The sequence below is a fragment of the Shewanella sp. P1-14-1 genome (genome assembly GCF_001401775.1).
GTDB lineage: Bacteria > Pseudomonadota > Gammaproteobacteria > Enterobacterales > Shewanellaceae > Shewanella > Shewanella japonica.
The window spans coordinates 58,075-73,553 of the sequence record NZ_LKTL01000007.1; the positions used below are offsets into that span (position 1 = coordinate 58,075).

Annotated in this window: 14 protein-coding genes; 3 read left to right on the plus strand and 11 right to left on the minus strand. The window is 40.7% G+C overall.

Annotation, left to right across the window (positions count from 1 at the left end):
• Nucleotides 1–126 precede the first annotated feature (126 nt).
• From AN944_RS06685 to AN944_RS06710, 6 genes are all read right to left on the minus strand, one after another.
• The gene (locus AN944_RS06685) at nucleotides 127–729 is read right to left on the minus strand and encodes a LysE family translocator (RefSeq protein ID WP_055023828.1); all 603 of its coding nucleotides are present in this window, start codon (nucleotides 727–729) and stop codon (nucleotides 127–129) included.
• Nucleotides 730–926: 197 nt separating this feature from the next.
• The gene (prpF, locus tag AN944_RS06690; RefSeq protein WP_055023829.1) at nucleotides 927–2,144 is read right to left on the minus strand and encodes a 2-methylaconitate cis-trans isomerase PrpF; all 1,218 of its coding nucleotides are present in this window, start codon (nucleotides 2,142–2,144) and stop codon (nucleotides 927–929) included.
• 119 nt (nucleotides 2,145–2,263) lie between these two features.
• Nucleotides 2,264–4,876 carry a Fe/S-dependent 2-methylisocitrate dehydratase AcnD gene (gene acnD / locus AN944_RS06695; RefSeq protein WP_055023830.1) on the minus strand — a complete coding sequence of 871 codons (2,613 nt, stop codon included), beginning with the start codon at nucleotides 4,874–4,876 and terminating at the stop codon, nucleotides 2,264–2,266.
• Nucleotides 4,877–4,987: 111 nt separating this feature from the next.
• Nucleotides 4,988–6,112 (minus strand): 2-methylcitrate synthase, encoded by a 1,125-nt coding sequence (prpC, locus tag AN944_RS06700; RefSeq protein WP_055023831.1) that lies wholly within the window; start codon nucleotides 6,110–6,112, stop codon nucleotides 4,988–4,990.
• Between the two features lie 161 nt (nucleotides 6,113–6,273).
• Complete coding sequence (gene prpB, locus AN944_RS06705) at nucleotides 6,274–7,152, minus strand: methylisocitrate lyase (protein WP_055023832.1); 879 nt, start codon at nucleotides 7,150–7,152, stop codon at nucleotides 6,274–6,276.
• Between the two features lie 64 nt (nucleotides 7,153–7,216).
• Entirely contained in the window at nucleotides 7,217–7,894 is a 678-nt protein-coding gene (locus tag AN944_RS06710; RefSeq protein WP_055023833.1) for a GntR family transcriptional regulator, read from the minus strand.
• A gap of 246 nt (nucleotides 7,895–8,140) precedes the next feature.
• Here AN944_RS06710 and AN944_RS06715 point away from each other — a divergent pair, with 246 nt between their 5' ends.
• Both AN944_RS06715 and AN944_RS06720 read left to right on the plus strand, forming a co-directional pair.
• Nucleotides 8,141–9,226 (plus strand): acyltransferase, encoded by a 1,086-nt coding sequence (locus AN944_RS06715; protein WP_055023834.1) that lies wholly within the window; start codon nucleotides 8,141–8,143, stop codon nucleotides 9,224–9,226.
• Nucleotides 9,227–9,448: 222 nt separating this feature from the next.
• On the plus strand, nucleotides 9,449–10,471 hold the full coding sequence (locus tag AN944_RS06720; RefSeq protein WP_055023835.1) for a D-alanine--D-alanine ligase: 1,023 nt from the start codon (nucleotides 9,449–9,451) through the stop codon (nucleotides 10,469–10,471).
• 12 nt (nucleotides 10,472–10,483) lie between these two features.
• Here the strand turns inward: AN944_RS06720 and AN944_RS06725 are convergent, their stop codons facing one another.
• The gene (locus AN944_RS06725) at nucleotides 10,484–10,789 is read right to left on the minus strand and encodes a hypothetical protein (protein WP_055023836.1); all 306 of its coding nucleotides are present in this window, start codon (nucleotides 10,787–10,789) and stop codon (nucleotides 10,484–10,486) included.
• A gap of 444 nt (nucleotides 10,790–11,233) precedes the next feature.
• On the opposite strand from AN944_RS06725, the gene AN944_RS06730 reads away from it, so the two are divergent.
• Entirely contained in the window at nucleotides 11,234–11,635 is a 402-nt protein-coding gene (locus AN944_RS06730) for a hypothetical protein (protein ID WP_055023837.1), read from the plus strand.
• 26 nt (nucleotides 11,636–11,661) lie between these two features.
• Here AN944_RS06730 and AN944_RS06735 read toward each other — a convergent pair whose 3' ends face one another.
• From AN944_RS06735 to AN944_RS06750, 4 genes are all read right to left on the minus strand, one after another.
• Nucleotides 11,662–12,387, minus strand: coding sequence for an ABC transporter substrate-binding protein (locus AN944_RS06735; protein WP_055023838.1), 726 nt, complete (start codon nucleotides 12,385–12,387; stop codon nucleotides 11,662–11,664).
• Entirely contained in the window at nucleotides 12,377–14,221 is a 1,845-nt protein-coding gene (locus AN944_RS06740) for an ABC transporter substrate-binding protein (protein WP_055023839.1), read from the minus strand. Before AN944_RS06740 ends, AN944_RS06735 begins: the two co-directional genes overlap by 11 nt.
• Nucleotides 14,222–14,391: 170 nt before the next feature.
• Nucleotides 14,392–14,991 carry a cytochrome c3 family protein gene (locus AN944_RS06745; RefSeq protein ID WP_055023840.1) on the minus strand — a complete coding sequence of 200 codons (600 nt, stop codon included), beginning with the start codon at nucleotides 14,989–14,991 and terminating at the stop codon, nucleotides 14,392–14,394.
• A gap of 8 nt (nucleotides 14,992–14,999) precedes the next feature.
• Complete coding sequence (locus tag AN944_RS06750) at nucleotides 15,000–15,476, minus strand: nitrate reductase cytochrome c-type subunit (protein ID WP_055023841.1); 477 nt, start codon at nucleotides 15,474–15,476, stop codon at nucleotides 15,000–15,002.
• Nucleotides 15,477–15,479 lie beyond the last annotated feature (3 nt).

The window sequence follows — 15,479 nt, forward strand, 5'->3', positions numbered from 1 at the left end:
TAAAATTATATCGTTAAGATTATCAGCATTAGTATTCGCTATTTTTCCTTTATGGTAAAAGCACTAAAAAGCATTATTTAGATAACATTACAGCAGAATCAATACTGTCCATTTAAACTTTGATGCTCAAGTACTCATGCTCAAAGAGGCTATGACAGTCACGACAAGTAATGAGCCAAATAAAACACGAATGATTCGAGCATGCTTTGGATGAGTAAATACAGGTTTCAATAAACTTCCGCACATTAGCCACAGGCTATCAACTACAATGGCCACGACCAGACAAACGATACCTGTTATCAGGTAGCTTAATTCAATAAAAGAATGAGGTAGCAAAAACTGAGAAAATATCGCAAGAAATGCAGCATAAGCTTTAGGGTTAAGTAGATTTAATACAAAACCATCTCGAAAATTGGGTGCCTTATGTAAAGTGTCATCGGACTGAATTGGCGCTGTAGCAATCTTAAAGGCGATATAGCACATATAGCCTGCGGCAATGACCTGACAAACAATTCCGATAGTTGGGTAATGAATTAACAGTACAGATAAACCCAATATCGACCCAGTTATCGCAAAAGTGAGTCCAACTAATATACCCAGTAAAAATGGTAAACCTTGCTTAAGTCCATAGGTAGCACCTGTGGCAGCAAGTGCGATAGGCACAGGACCTGGCGAACCTAACAATAAGCCTGTGACGATAAGAAGCGTTAACAATGACTCCAATGACATAATTTCCTTATTATTTTTAGATACTTAACTTAACAAGCTGGTTACTGCAGCTTATTTTCCCAAATGGTTGATGCTAATTAGCCTACATAAGTAAAAGTACTGCTGATAACAGATGGACATTAAAAAGGCTTACAACAGATACCGTTATAAGCCTTTTATTGAGTATGAAGTCCACCATAGAGCCAAAAAGCGTGGCGCTAAAAACTATCACCTGGTATGCGTACCCAACCTTCCATTAACACCCGTGCACTTCGGCTCATACTGGCTTTATCAACTTGCCAGTTCCCATTATCTACACTGGCCTGCGCACCAACTTTTAGTGTGCCTGATGGGTGACCGAAGACCACTGATGTTCGCGGTTTCCCGCCAGCAGCTAAATTAACCAATGTACCTTCCACTGCCGCCGCGGTAGCGATTGCAACAGCAGCGGTGCCCATCATCGCATGGTGCAACTTCCCCATAGATAATGCCCTTACCTGCAGATCAATATCGGCTGCACTGATCGCTTTTCCGCTAGACGACGTGTAATCGCTAGGTGGAGATACAAAGGCTATTTTAGGCGTATGTTGTCTTGCTTGAGCCTCATCTATATGGTCAATCAAGCCCATTTTTACTGCGCCATGGGCACGAAGCATCTCGAAAAAAGCGAGCGCCCCTTCATCATTGTTTATCGCATCTTGTAGCTCATTACCGACATAACCGATATCAGCAGCATTAACAAAAATGGTAGGAATACCAGCATTGATCATCGTTGCCTTAATGGATGAATTAGCAGATGAGATTCCTTTAGCGCTAAACTCAGCAATTGATTGTGGCAAAACTAATTCATCAACGACATTCCCAGTTGGAAACATTGCTGCATCTGCATCAGCTGGGGCAAGAAAGTCTACCAAGACTTCAGCAGCCGGAAACGTCACACCGTCAAGTTCAAAGTCGCCAGTCTCTTGAACTTCACCGTTAACCATAGGTACATGGGCGATGATGGTTTTGCTGATATTAGCCTGCCAAATTCTCACCACGGCAATACCGTTTTGAGGTATACGACTCTTATCAACCAAACCATTAGAAATGGCGAATGATCCAACGGCTGCGGTTAAGTTTCCGCAGTTACCGCTCCAATCAACAAAGGGTTTATCAATGGCAACTTGGCCAAATAAGTAATCAACATCATGATCAGCTTGCTCACTCTTAGACAAGATAACCGTTTTACTGGTACTGGACGTTGCGCCGCCCATACCATCAGTTTGCTTGCCGTAAGGGTCTGGACTGCCGATGACTCGCAGTAATAAGTTATCGCGAGCTTGACCTGCAACTTGAGCCACTTGGGGTAAATCAGTAAGGTTAAAGAAAACACCTTTACTGGTCCCCCCCCGCATGTAAGTTGCCGGAATTTTAATTTGTGCAATAGTAGACATCTTTTATCCTAAGATGAATTAGCTGAAATAAAGCAAACGTTAATCAGTTAATGCTTTAATCAGCTAATGTTATAGCTATATGTCAACATTAAGAAGTAGCGACATGTTAGCTCAAAGCGTTAATGAGTTGCCTCTAAGAAGTCCTTAGCAAAGCGTTGTAATATCCCGCCCGCCTCGTAAATAGACACTTCTTCAGCCGTATCTAAACGACACTTCACAGCAATAGTCACTTGCTCACCATTGACACGTGTGATGATAAGTTCAAGCGCAGCGCCAGGAGTTCGCTCACCAACGACATCATAGGTTTCAGTGCCATCGATGTGATAAGTATGACGATTGTCACCTTGGGTGAATTCAAGTGGTAATACACCCATGCCCACTAAGTTAGTGCGATGAATACGCTCAAACCCTTCAGCAACAATAACTTCAACACCAGCAAGACGCACACCTTTTGCCGCCCAGTCACGACTCGACCCTTGGCCGTAATCAGCGCCTGCAATAATAATCAACGGCTGCTTACGATCCATATAGGTTTCAATTGCTTCCCACATGCGAGACTCTTGTCCTTCAGGTTCAATACGGGCCAATGAGCCCTGCTTAACTACTGGCTTGCCATCTTTGCCAATTGTCGTCACCATTTCGTTAAATAGTTTAGGGTTAGCAAAGGTGGCACGCTGTGCAGTAAGGTGATCTCCTCGATGCGTTGCATAAGAGTTAAAGTCAACTTCAGGTAAACCCATTTTAGCAAGGTATGCACCTGCAGCACTGTCGAGCATAATGGCATTTGAAGGGGATAAATGGTCAGTTGTGATATTATCGCCAAGTACAGCTAATGGTCGCATTCCTTTCATGGTGCGCTCACCTGCTAATGCCCCTTCCCAATAGGGAGGACGACGAATATAAGTACTTTGTGGGCGCCAATCATATTGCGGATCAATTTTTGCTGAGCCTGTGCCATATTCAACTTTGACATCAAACATTGGCTCATAGACTTGACGGAACTGTTCAGGTTTAACACTTTTAGCGATAACCGCATCAATTTCAGCATCTGAAGGCCATAAATCTTTCAAGCGAATATCATTACCTTCGCAGTCTTTTCCTAGCACATCTTTCTCAATATCAAACCGGATTGTCCCAGCGATAGCATAAGCAACAACGAGCGGCGGCGATGCCAAAAACGCTTGTTTTGCATAGGGGTGAATACGGCCATCAAAGTTGCGGTTACCAGATAATACGGCTGTTGCGTATAGGTCTCGTTCAATCACTTCTTGCTGGATAACAGGGTCAAGTGCGCCACTCATGCCGTTACAAGTTGTACAAGCAAAACCCACAATACCAAAACCCAGCGCTTCAAGTTCTGGCAACAAATTGGCATCTTCAAGGTAGAGTTGCACCGCTTTCGAGCCTGGAGCTAATGATGTTTTCACCCAAGGTTTACGCGTTAGCCCTTTCGCATTGGCGTTGCGAGCAAGTAAGCCTGCAGCAATCACATTACGAGGGTTAGACGTATTAGTACAGCTGGTAATTGCTGCAATAATACAGGCCCCGTCAGGCATTAAACCCGCTTCATTTTCGACTTCGCCACTGATACCTTTTGCTGCAAGATCTGTCGTTGAGACTCGGCGGTGCGGATTTGAAGGCCCAGCGATATTACGCCCGACTGTCGAAATATCAAATTTCAGAACCCGTTCATATTCAGCATGTTTAAGTGAATCAGCCCATAAGCCATTGGCTTTTGCATATGTTTCAACCAGTTCAACTTGCTCTGCGTCACGACCGGTTAATCTAAGATAGTCGAGCGTTTTATCGTCGATATAGAACATCGCGGCTGTCGCGCCAAACTCAGGCGTCATGTTTGAAATAGTCGCGCGATCGCCTAGTGTGAGATTTTCAGCGCCTTCACCATAAAACTCAAGGTAAGTAGAGACCACTTTTTGTTCACGTAAAAACTCAGTAATTGCCAGCACAATGTCAGTTGCGGTAATACCGGGTTGGCGCTCGCCAATAAGCTCGACACCCACAATATCAGGTAGACGCATATAAGATGGACGACCCAGCATCACGCTTTCAGCTTCTAAGCCACCGACACCAATAGCAATAACACCTAATGCATCAACATGCGGTGTATGACTATCAGTCCCAACAAGTGTATCCGGAAAAGCAACGCCTTCACGGGATTGCACAACTGGTGACATTTTTTCAAGGTTAATTTGATGCATAATGCCGTTACCTGGCTGAATAACATCAATATTTTCAAAGGCCGTTTTGGTCCAGTTAATAAAGTGGAATCGATCGTCATTACGTCGATCTTCAATAGCACGATTTTTCTCAAAAGCATCTTTTTCAAAGCCTGCATGCTCGACAGCTAAAGAGTGATCCACAATAAGTTGCGTTGGCACAACAGGGTTTACTTTGGATGGGTCTCCCCCCTTTTCAGCAATCGCATCGCGTAGTCCTGCTAAATCCACTAATGCAGTTTGACCTAAAATATCATGACAAACTACACGCGCAGGATACCAAGGAAAATCTAAATCGCGCTTGCGTTCAATAATTTGTTTAAGTGAATCTGTTAAGGTTTCAGGAGAGCAGCGTCTAACTAAATTTTCAGCATAAACGCGTGATGAGTAAGGTAGTTTTGCAAAAGCACCAGGGGAAATAGCATCTACCGCAGCTTGAGTATCAAAATAATCTAGTTGGGTGCCTGCAAGGTTTTTTCTGTATAAGGTATTCATGTTAGCTTCCATGATCCACGCACTATGGCGTTAGCTGGAACAAAGTAAAAAGGTTAACGTGTCGCATAAATCAAAAGTGCTGACAAAGGACAACACGTTAACCTTCCACCATTATCTTTGTGCAATCGGTGTTACAGTGCGAGGTTCTGAACCAGTATAATCAGCACTTGGGCGAATAATACGGTTATTTGAACGTTGCTCCATCACATGTGCAGCCCAGCCTGTGAGGCGTGAACAAACAAAGATTGGCGTGAATAACTTCGTTGGGATCCCCATGAAGTGATAAGCTGAAGCGTGGAAGAAATCTGCATTACAAAAAAGCTTTTTGGTGTCCCACATGAACTCTTCACAGGCAACAGAAATATCATATAAGCTAGTATCACCAAATTCATGGGCTAACTTTTCTGACCACGCTTTAATGATGACATTACGTGGATCCGACGTGCGGTAAATCGCATGGCCAAAGCCCATAATTTTTTCTTTACGTTCAAGCATGCCAGCCATTTGTGTTTTAGCATCTTCTGGCGAAGTGAACTTTTGGATCATATCCATTGCAGCTTCATTTGCTCCACCATGCAGTGGGCCACGTAAAGTACCAATTGCACCTGTGATACACGAGAACATATCTGATAATGTTGACGCACAAACACGTGCTGTGAAAGTTGATGCATTAAACTCATGCTCTGCATAAAGAATTAACGACACGTCCATCACTTTACGGTGCTGCTCCGAAGGTGTCTCGCCACGTAATAACTTTAAGAAGTGACCGCCAATTGAATCTTCATCAGTGACACAGTCAATCTCAACGCCTTCATGGCTGAATTTGTACCAATAGCACATGATTGCAGGAAAGGCTGCTAACAAGCGATTTGCAGCAGTGTTTTGTTGGCTAAAGTCAGCTTCCGGTTCAAGATTACCAAGGAATGAACAGCCTGTACGCATAACATCCATTGGGTGTGCATCGGCTGGAATACGCTGCAATACTTCTTTTAATGCCTGTGGTAAATCACGCTGTTCCATTAACGATGCTTTGTAACTTGCTAATTGATCTACCGTAGGTAACTCACCGTTAAAAAGTAAATATGCGACTTCCTCAAAAGTGGCATTTTCAGATAAATCAGCAACATCGTAACCGCAATAAGTTAACCCTGAACCCGATTTACCTACGGTGCATAATGCTGTTTCACCTGCGCTTTGGCCACGAAGTCCTGCGCCACTTAATTTCTTGTCTACCATAATGATGTCCTATTCTTTTATGTTTTTAATTGTTATCTGTAGGGGCTAAGCCGCTTTATCTAATTTATCTATTTACCAGAAACTTACTTTGTTCCAAAACAAGATTTGTACATTTTTCAAGCAAACCTTGCGTTCTGACAGGTCAAGATAAACGCGTAAAATTACTTGTTTTTACCTTCAGCAAATAAGCTATCTAACTTTTGCTCGTAATCGTGATAACCCAAGTAATCGTATAAATCCATACGAGTCTGCATCGTGTCGACAACCGCTTTCTGATCGCCATCAGTCAAAATAGCGCTATAAACTGTTTCAGCTGCTTTATTCATCGCTCTGAATGCACTTAATGGGTAAAGCACCATGTCTGCGCCCCATTCGCCTAATTGCTCTTTATTCCACAATTCTGTTTGGCCAAACTCAGTAATATTGGCCAAAATAGGCACATCTAGTGCTTCAGAAAAAGCACGATAATGCGCTTCGGTCTTAACCGCTTCAGCAAAAATACCGTCGGCGCCTGCTGCTACATAAGCCTTTGCGCGTTCAATCGCCGCCTCTAATCCCTCTTGGGCGAACGAGTCTGTGCGTGCCATGATGAAAAAATCTGGGTCGGTTCTAGCGTCGACTGCCGCCTTGATTCGGTCGACCATTTCTTCAGTTGATACAATCTCTTTATTTGGACGATGACCACAGCGCTTTTGAGCCACTTGGTCTTCCATATGCACGGCTGCGGCGCCGGCTTTCTCCATATCACGGATAGTTTTCGCAATATTAAATGCGCCACCCCATCCCGTATCGATGTCGACCATTAAAGGTAAATCACACGCGGAGGTGATTCGTTGTACGTCAACTATCACATCATTTAATGATGTCATGCCTAAATCCGGTAAACCGTATGATGCATTAGCAACCCCGCCACCAGATAGGTAAATAGCTTGATGACCAATTTGTTTTGCCATCATGGCAGCATAAGCATTAATGGTACCGACGATTTGTAATGGTTTATTGTCAACTAAAGCTTGACGGAACTTTTTACCTGCACTCATGATTTCCCTCTCTATTGTTATTGTTTGTACTTGGGCTGTCTTAGCCCACAAATATTGATACTTTCTAGCGATTGTTTTGCTTGTCGTTATCGAGCTTATTTTCGATATTGGCTTTTGAATACATAATGTGTCGGCGCATCAGCATTTCAGCTAATTCTTCATCACGGTTCGCAATGGCTTTAACGATATGTTTATGCTCATCAAATGCTGTTGTCACCCGTGGCCCAGCCATGCCTAATTGCACTCGATACATACGAATAAGGTGGTACATACCATCAATCAGTACTGAAATAAGATGCTTGTTTTTGCTACCTAGAATGATGCGATAGTGGAAATCCACGTCTCCCGCTTCTTGATAGTAAGACTCGCCTGATTGAACTTCGTCGAAATGATGATTTAGTAAACCATTCAAGTCGGCAATTTCTGCGTCAGTCATGTTTTTTGCGGCAAGTCTTGCAGCCATTCCTTCAAGCGATTCACGTACTTGATACAGTTCAAGTAATCCTTCTGGCGACAATGCAACAACTCGAGCCCCTACATTGGCTTTTCGTTCAACCAAATGACATGACTCTAAGCGATTAATCGCTTCACGAATGACAGCTCGGCTTACTTGATAGTTTGTCGACAATTCCGTTTCACTCAGCTTTGAGCCTGCAGCAATTTCACCTTCAACAATATCCTTTCTTAATTCAAAAAAAGTTTTGTCCGCTGCGGTAATGGGGTGTTCGTTGAAAAATGTCATCGTTACTCTACTGTCAAATTATGACCAATTGTCGACAATATAGTCTTATTAGATTGTAAACTCAATATAAAACCCACACATTGTCGACAAAAGTCTAACGTAAACGTCAATTAATCAGTACATTTTGTTGTTAGACAAAGTAACTTCAAACAGAATGGGAAAGCATGTTGTCATTTATTAACAATATAAGCACAATAGGAATACAGTCGAGGGCGATAGTTAATTACAATAATATCAAGGCTTAATATGGAAACTAATGCTGCAACACCTAAGGTTAACCCTGCGGAGAAAAAAGGCTTTTTAAACAGCATTAATCATTTTCGCGGGATTGCGATTATTTTTATTGTGATGGCACATTGTTACCGCCCCGCAGGTTGGCAATTAGACACTTTAGCGGATAAAGCATGGTTCAACTTGATGATGAATGGCACAGTCTTTTTTGTCTTTATCTCAGGCTTTTTGTTTCATCACGTGTTTTACCATCGCTGGGACTATAAAAAATACATGAAGAGCAAGACCAAGTTTGTATTTGTTCCTTATCTACTTTTATCTTTACCTTGGATTATTTGGCACATAACTGCAGGAACAGATCCTGCTTTGCATGTTTTATATGCCGATATAGACAAACCTGCCGTAGCAGCAAGTTGGTACGTTATAACAGGCAGAACGTTAACTGCTTATTGGTATATCCCTATGGGAATGATGCTATTTGCGCTTTCACCTTGGGTGATGCATTTGATTAAACGTCAGCATTTGTTAATCGTCGCGATTCCCCTCTTTATTATTGCGATGATTATTCATCGACCCGAATCGAACCTTAATGCAATTCAGTCGTTGTTTTACTTTTTACCTGTATATCTGTTTGGTGTTTGGGGATCGGCACACCGAGATAAGCTATTTCCGTTTATCGATAAAAACTGGTTAGTGATGTTGGTATTAGCCATCTTGCTTGCTGTCGGTCAAGCCTACTGGTTTGGTGCTGGGGTATTAAATAAAGCCGCGTTTGAGTTCACTGTACCGGACTTAATGTTGCCACAAAAAATACTACTTACCTTGGTCATTTTGGCGATTTTAAATAAATTTGAACATATCAGTATTAAGCCACTGCAAAAACTCGCCGAAGTCAGTTTTGCGATTTACTTTATTCACCCTTGGCTCACAACACCTTGGTGGATGATTTACGAAAGTCCCGACTTATTTGGTTTTAATGGACAAGGAAACATTCTCACAACCTTGATTGTGACCATGGGCGTTATCTTCATTTCTTACTTTATTGCTGTTGCCCTTAAAAAGGTGCTCAGCAAAAAAAGTCGTTACTTAATTGGCTGGTAATACAATATATACCGACACTAATCGCTTAAAAACATAAAGCCTTATTCACAGTAGTAAGGCTTTTTTATGTAAATTTACTTAACGTATTAGTTTGATTAAAAATTAATAATGCTTATTGATGAATAGATAAGCAGTTACCGCAAACCTTTCTTGCGTTGAACCTTGCCAGTTCATTATCATGAACCTATTAAACTGGTAACGACTTTTTCTTCACGAGGCATTATGACGACTTTTAACGTTCTCCTTATTTGCGGTGGTGGCAGCGCTGAACATGATGTATCTGTGTTATCGGCTAACTTTTTTGAATCGTCATTATTGCAATCTAATAAAATCAATCTGCTAAGAGTTGAGTTAGATAGCAACGGTCATTATTTTGATAGTGAAGGTAATAGTTGTGAATTAACTAATCGGCGTGAAGTACGATTTGATAATGATGTCAAAGCGCCATGGGCAGTGGATTACGTCATTCCTTGTATTCATGGTTTCCCTGGTGAAACAGGCGATATTCAATCTTATTTTAACTTAATTCAATTACCTTACTTTGGTTGTGAGTCAGAAGCATCGAGTAATTGTTTTAATAAAATCACCGCCAAAATGTGGTTCAGTGCACTGGGCATCCCGAACACGCCATACATTTTTTTGAATGACTATAATCAATCAGCTATTGAGCAAACCCAAGCAGCACTATCTAAATGGGGTTCAGTGTTTGTAAAAGCAGCTTCCCAAGGCTCATCTGTTGGGTGTTACAAAGTCGATAGCCAAGAGCAAATAGCACAAGTGTTAAAAGATGCATTTAGTTTTGCACCTTCAGTTGTGGTTGAAAAAACCATCATAGCGCGTGAGTTAGAAGTCGCAGTATATGAATATCAAGGTAAAGTCATCGCCACGTTACCAGGCGAAATTATTTGCGCCGACAATACTTTTTATACTTTCGATGAAAAATACAATGCTTCAAGCAAAGCTCGAACTGATGTAGTTGCAGGAAATTTATCACAACAAAATATCGATAAGATCAGAGAATACGCCTTAAAAGCATTTACAGGTATGAAGTTACGTCATTTGTCGAGAATTGACTTCTTTTTAACGGATGACGGTGAAATTTTATTAAATGAAATTAATACCTTCCCTGGTTCTACACCCATCTCAATGTTTCCAAAAATGATGCAAAATCATGGTGAAAATTTTACCGACTATCTCGTTGGCAATATTGAAACGCAGTTAACATCTCTTAATACCATTCGTTAATTTGATTAACTGTTAGCGGGACATATTAATCGAAATAATATTGGAGAATGTTTGCTGTTGGCCAGCATTTTCCAATTCATCGCGCCATGGGTTCTCTTGAACTTTCACCATGTAAAAGTGTTCTCTATAGGTATCAGTCACAAAGGCAATGCCATGCTGCATTAACTCATAATGTATATCGTGAACAAACACCAAAGAAAAATTTTGTCTCCCAGTTAATTGATTAATATCTTCGCGGGTTAAACTCACCCCAGTTTCCAACTGCTCAAATTGTAATTTAAGCCAATTAGCAAAGTCTTTAGAACTTACCATCGACATAGTCACCTCCAAACAAAGCCCAAATATATTTCAGCGGATATCTCATCCGTTGAGAGCTAGCTGAATAGTCAAAGTATAGTTTGTTATGGAAATGTTGTTTTGAAAGCAGACAATTTATAGACTAAAAGGACATGAGAGTAATACTTTAGTGCTCAATCATTTCAAGTTCAGTGACACTACGCTTAATGGGTTAATGCCGAAATGTTCAACCAATTCATCCGATATCCCATTGTTATTTATTAATAATAGGCCTTTAAAAATTTTGATTTATGTAATTACTGGTCATATATCTGCGTCAATTATCACATTATTGTCAAATTAATGACTAAAAGGGTTGATTTAAACGTACTGTAATAAGATTATTGAGGTTGCTACTTTAGTAGTAAAATTTTCACATTCAAAGCATATTATTAAACATAAGATTACATTAATAGGAATAAACAAATGCTCAAACAACTCTGTGTGATTATGTTGTTGGCTCTAGCAGGATGCAGCTCTAATAACCATTTCAGTGATATCGCAACTTCTAATGTCGCTGGACAATACTTCAACGATGATGGTTTCGGCAACCAAACTAACCTGATTTTACATGAGAATGGTCGCTACGAATCTACTATAGAAGGAGTGGCTGGAGTTACAAGTTATTCACAAGGAACTTGGTCAAACATAGGTAATAAGATTTCTTTTTCACCAGAAAGTAATTCAGATAAATTAAAGTTATCCATACAACCTATGGAAGTTGTTGAACAAAACCATGAGCTATTACTAGTACCTGTTAGAAAAGTTAACCTTCATCAGCAATTAATGGCAAACTTTGGAAAATCCACTTATACATACAATCGCTAAAACTTTAAAATATTGTATTAGCCTACCTACAAGGAAGCACCGTAGTCTTCATTAATCCTCACCATAAAACCATCTTGATACATTGAATTCAGTGCCTCAACTAATGCATCATGCTTTGACTCTTCTAACTCTCGATTACACGCCATAGCTCTCAGTGCAGTATAAAAAATCAATTCAGGCTCACCCAATTGCACTTTAGATTGATCCATAATGGTTTTGGCACTAATGATTTCAGATGCCCAAAGTTGAATCCTATCTCTTTGTAGCTTCTTAATATTGAGATTATCATCGTTGGTCAGTTGTACTTGATATTCAAAAGACGTTAAGTATTCTCCAATCCCACTTCCTAAAAAGGTGCCTATTGAATAGGGTTTTGCATCTTGTAAGGTAATTAATGGTAAGGATTTATCCTTGGCACTAAACAAACCGTAACGTGAAATTAATATTGGTCCTACCCAGCGAAACTCACTCTCTCTTTGCTGGGTTCTATCAATGGGTAACACACAAACACCTTGGCTGCGTGACGTCATGGTCAATCCTCTTTTCAAAGGATTAAAAATAATCTTATAGTCAATATCTGCCCGAGAGAATAATTCATCAATGATTTCTATAATCATACCTTTATGAGTAGTATCGGTTTGCTCTGCATAAGGTAAGTGTTGATAGGTATAAATGGTAATCTCTTCTGCCTCGACCCATTTAGGAAAACAGAACAATAATGAAAGTAAAACCCATGTTTTTCTACCAAACATTGATTGCCTCCTCAAACGGTAAGGTTTTACCTTTTACTGACGTTTCCTTGACTGGTTTCGGGGAGCCTGGTTGATTTAGCCAGAAAGAAGGTGAAACTTTAGGGTTCACTTTAGGACCACATGTCATCTTGCTTGATTGGAGCTTAATAAGATGCTCATCAATTTTTTCAGCTAAGTTATTCATGCCTTGGGCAACACTGACTTCGCCCGTCAAAATGTGGCTTACGGCTTGCCACCAGTAACCTGCCATCCCAGGATAATCAGGTACATTGGTTCCCGTTGGAGTCCACACATTGCGTGCTTGACTACGATAAAACTCAACGAGCCCGCCTAAATACTTTGCCTTATCAGTCATATAATCAGAATCAATATCTGAATGACGGATTGGTGTTGACCCAACAATTGTTTTTCTTAATGATACCGTTTTAGATACAACAAATTGCGCATATAACCACGCCGCGAGTTGTTGCTCTTTTGGTGTATGATTTAAAAATGTCCAAGCTCCAGTATCTTGATAGCCAGACTTCATACCTTGTTGCCAATACTTCCCTACCGGTGATGGTGCAACTCGCCATTTGGGCGTGCCATCTTGATTCATCACAGGTAAACCTGCTTGGGTGAAATCAGATACAAATGCGGTGTACCAAAATATTTGTTGAGCAATATTGCCTTTTGCCGCCCAATCTCCAGATTCTGAAAACGTCAATTGCTGCGCTTCAGGTGGTGCATACTCTATTAACCAATCTTTGTATTTTTCGACCGCATAAATAGCTGCTGGGCTATTTAGGGCGCCACCTCGTTCAATACTTGCACCAACTGGATGGCAATCTTCAACTCTGATCCCCCACTCATCCACAGGTAATCCATTAGGCAGGCCTTTATCACCCACCCCTGCCATAGAAAGCCACGCATCCGACATACGCCAACCTAGAGATGGATCTGATTTACCGTAATCCATGTGGCCATAAACCTTCACTCCATCAATAGAATGAATATCATGGGTAAAAAAATGAGCAATATCTTCATAGGCCTGCCAATTTTGTGGAACACCCAATTTATAACCGTATTTGGATTCGAATAATGCTTGATAAGTTGGATCTGCAAACCAGTCACTGCGGTACCAATATAAGTTGGCAAACTGCTGATCTGGTAATTGATAAATTTTACCATCAGGGCCTGTGGTAAATGCCAGCCCAATGAAATCATTCAGTGCAAGAGTCGGCAGAGTATACTTCGCAGCGTGATCGTTCATTAATTCAGTGACAGACTTAATATTTTGCTGTCGGAAATGACTACCAATTAAGTCACTGTCACTGATATAGGCATCATACAAACGCTGACCAGTCATTAGCTGAGCAGATAGCTTCTTAATCACGTCATCTTCATTAGTTAACTCATGGATGACATGAATACCCGTAATGTCATAAAACGCTTTTGCTAATACGTTAGATTCATATTGATGAGTTTTAATACGTTCTGAGATGACACGTATTGTCTTGCCCTTAAACGGCGCAGCAGTATCTCTAAACCACAATAATTCTCGTTTTTGCTGTTCGATTGATAATGTTGATGGTTGAAACTCAGATTCGAGCCAAGTGAGAGATTTAAAGTTCAGCGTGTCATTTGCAACATGACTACTGGCAGTATTGCTTGTTAGCTCAGATAAGTCAGTCTGAAGTTGAACAGGGGTAACAGGTTTTTCTTCTGTCCCCTCAATTAACGCTAATAGGTTTACTTGAGACTCAGCATACAAAGGGGTAATTGACATCAGAGCTAATAAACCCAACAGGCTAATTAACCATTTAAAGGAGGATCGAGAAATGTTTCTTTGCATGCTTCCTCTTCAGTTATTGATGTCAAAAATAGAAGGTGTGATTAACTACAACTACGACTGCAATTACAACTGAATCATTAATATATTTAATATACGTTAACCAAATAAAAAGGCCAGCATATGCTGACCTTTATTAGTGAATTTAATGATTTATTCAAATCAAATAATCATTAAAACCCTTCAACTCCAGCCATGTCAGGCAATTGGTGAGCAATCCCTTTATGACAATCAATACAGGTTTTTTCACCACTGGCTAATGACGTTGAATGCATTGCTGACGCACGCTTAGACTGACGAGTAAAGTCCATATAATCAAAGTTATGACAGTTACGACACTCTAGTGAATCGTTAGCTTTTAAACGATCCCATTCATGCTCAGCTAGCTCTCTTCGCTTAGCTTCAAATTTTTCCCGAGTGTTTATCGTACCAAAAACTTTACCCCAAACTTCCTTAGAAGCCTGCATTTTACGGGCAATTTTATCCGTCCAGTTATGAGGGACGTGACAGTCAGGGCACGTCGCACGTACACCACTACGGTTAGTGAAATGAATGGTTGTTTTCAACTCTTCATAGACGTTATTTTCCATTTCATGGCAGCTAATACAGAAAGCTTCAGTATTTGATACCGATAACGCCGTATTAAAACCACCCCAGAAAATAACACCAGCAACGAAGCCACCAAGAGTCAGAAAACCAAGACTATAGTGAACACTTGGACGGCGAATAACCTTCCAAATCACTTTAAGATTTTCTAGTAGTTTTGCAATCATACTTGCTCCTAGTGCTCGTTCTTAGCAGCGTTTTTCATTAAATGTTTTACATCAATGAAATCATTTTCTACCAATAACTTGGCATCTAATTGCGATACATGACACTGGGTACAGTAGTAACGACGAGGCGATAAAGATGCCAAGAAGTTATTTTCTCTATCCATGTAATGCGTCACACTCACCATAGGTGCTTGGGAATGTCCTGTGCTATTCCTAGCATGACATTGCATACATTTGTTGACCTTCAAATCAATCTGGTAACCGTCAATACGATGTGGAATGATCGGAGGTTGCATTGGGTAATTACGCACTTGCTTAACATCAGAGTTAATCACCTTCTGCATAGCAGGAGGTGTTGGCTCAACATCAATTGGGGCAAGGCGCAAAGTAGCAACTTTATCTTCTGGTATTGGTGCAGTTTCAGCTAATGAGCTAAAAGAAAGACCCAACAAGACAATTACTGATAAAACGTTACGTGTTTTCATGGT

What these genes read in the sequence shown, in the direction of transcription:
- AN944_RS06735 (WP_055023838.1), bottom strand. Translation starts at nt 12,387, where the DNA reads ATGTTTGGTAGAAAAACATGGGTTTTACTTTCATTATTGTTCTGTTTT.
- AN944_RS06745 (WP_055023840.1), bottom strand. Translation starts at nt 14,991, where the DNA reads ATGATTGCAAAACTACTAGAAAATCTTAAAGTGATTTGGAAGGTTATT.
- prpB (WP_055023832.1), bottom strand. Translation starts at nt 7,152, where the DNA reads ATGAGTGCAGGTAAAAAGTTCCGTCAAGCTTTAGTTGACAATAAACCA.
- acnD (WP_055023830.1), bottom strand. Translation starts at nt 4,876, where the DNA reads ATGAATACCTTATACAGAAAAAACCTTGCAGGCACCCAACTAGATTAT.
- AN944_RS06730 (WP_055023837.1), top strand. Translation starts at nt 11,234, where the DNA reads ATGCTCAAACAACTCTGTGTGATTATGTTGTTGGCTCTAGCAGGATGC.
- AN944_RS06720 (WP_055023835.1), top strand. Translation starts at nt 9,449, where the DNA reads ATGACGACTTTTAACGTTCTCCTTATTTGCGGTGGTGGCAGCGCTGAA.
- prpC (WP_055023831.1), bottom strand. Translation starts at nt 6,112, where the DNA reads ATGGTAGACAAGAAATTAAGTGGCGCAGGACTTCGTGGCCAAAGCGCA.
- AN944_RS06685 (WP_055023828.1), bottom strand. Translation starts at nt 729, where the DNA reads ATGTCATTGGAGTCATTGTTAACGCTTCTTATCGTCACAGGCTTATTG.
- prpF (WP_055023829.1), bottom strand. Translation starts at nt 2,144, where the DNA reads ATGTCTACTATTGCACAAATTAAAATTCCGGCAACTTACATGCGGGGG.
- AN944_RS06750 (WP_055023841.1), bottom strand. Translation starts at nt 15,476, where the DNA reads ATGAAAACACGTAACGTTTTATCAGTAATTGTCTTGTTGGGTCTTTCT.
- AN944_RS06740 (WP_055023839.1), bottom strand. Translation starts at nt 14,221, where the DNA reads ATGCAAAGAAACATTTCTCGATCCTCCTTTAAATGGTTAATTAGCCTG.
- AN944_RS06710 (WP_055023833.1), bottom strand. Translation starts at nt 7,894, where the DNA reads ATGACATTTTTCAACGAACACCCCATTACCGCAGCGGACAAAACTTTT.
- AN944_RS06715 (WP_055023834.1), top strand. Translation starts at nt 8,141, where the DNA reads ATGGAAACTAATGCTGCAACACCTAAGGTTAACCCTGCGGAGAAAAAA.
- AN944_RS06725 (WP_055023836.1), bottom strand. Translation starts at nt 10,789, where the DNA reads ATGTCGATGGTAAGTTCTAAAGACTTTGCTAATTGGCTTAAATTACAA.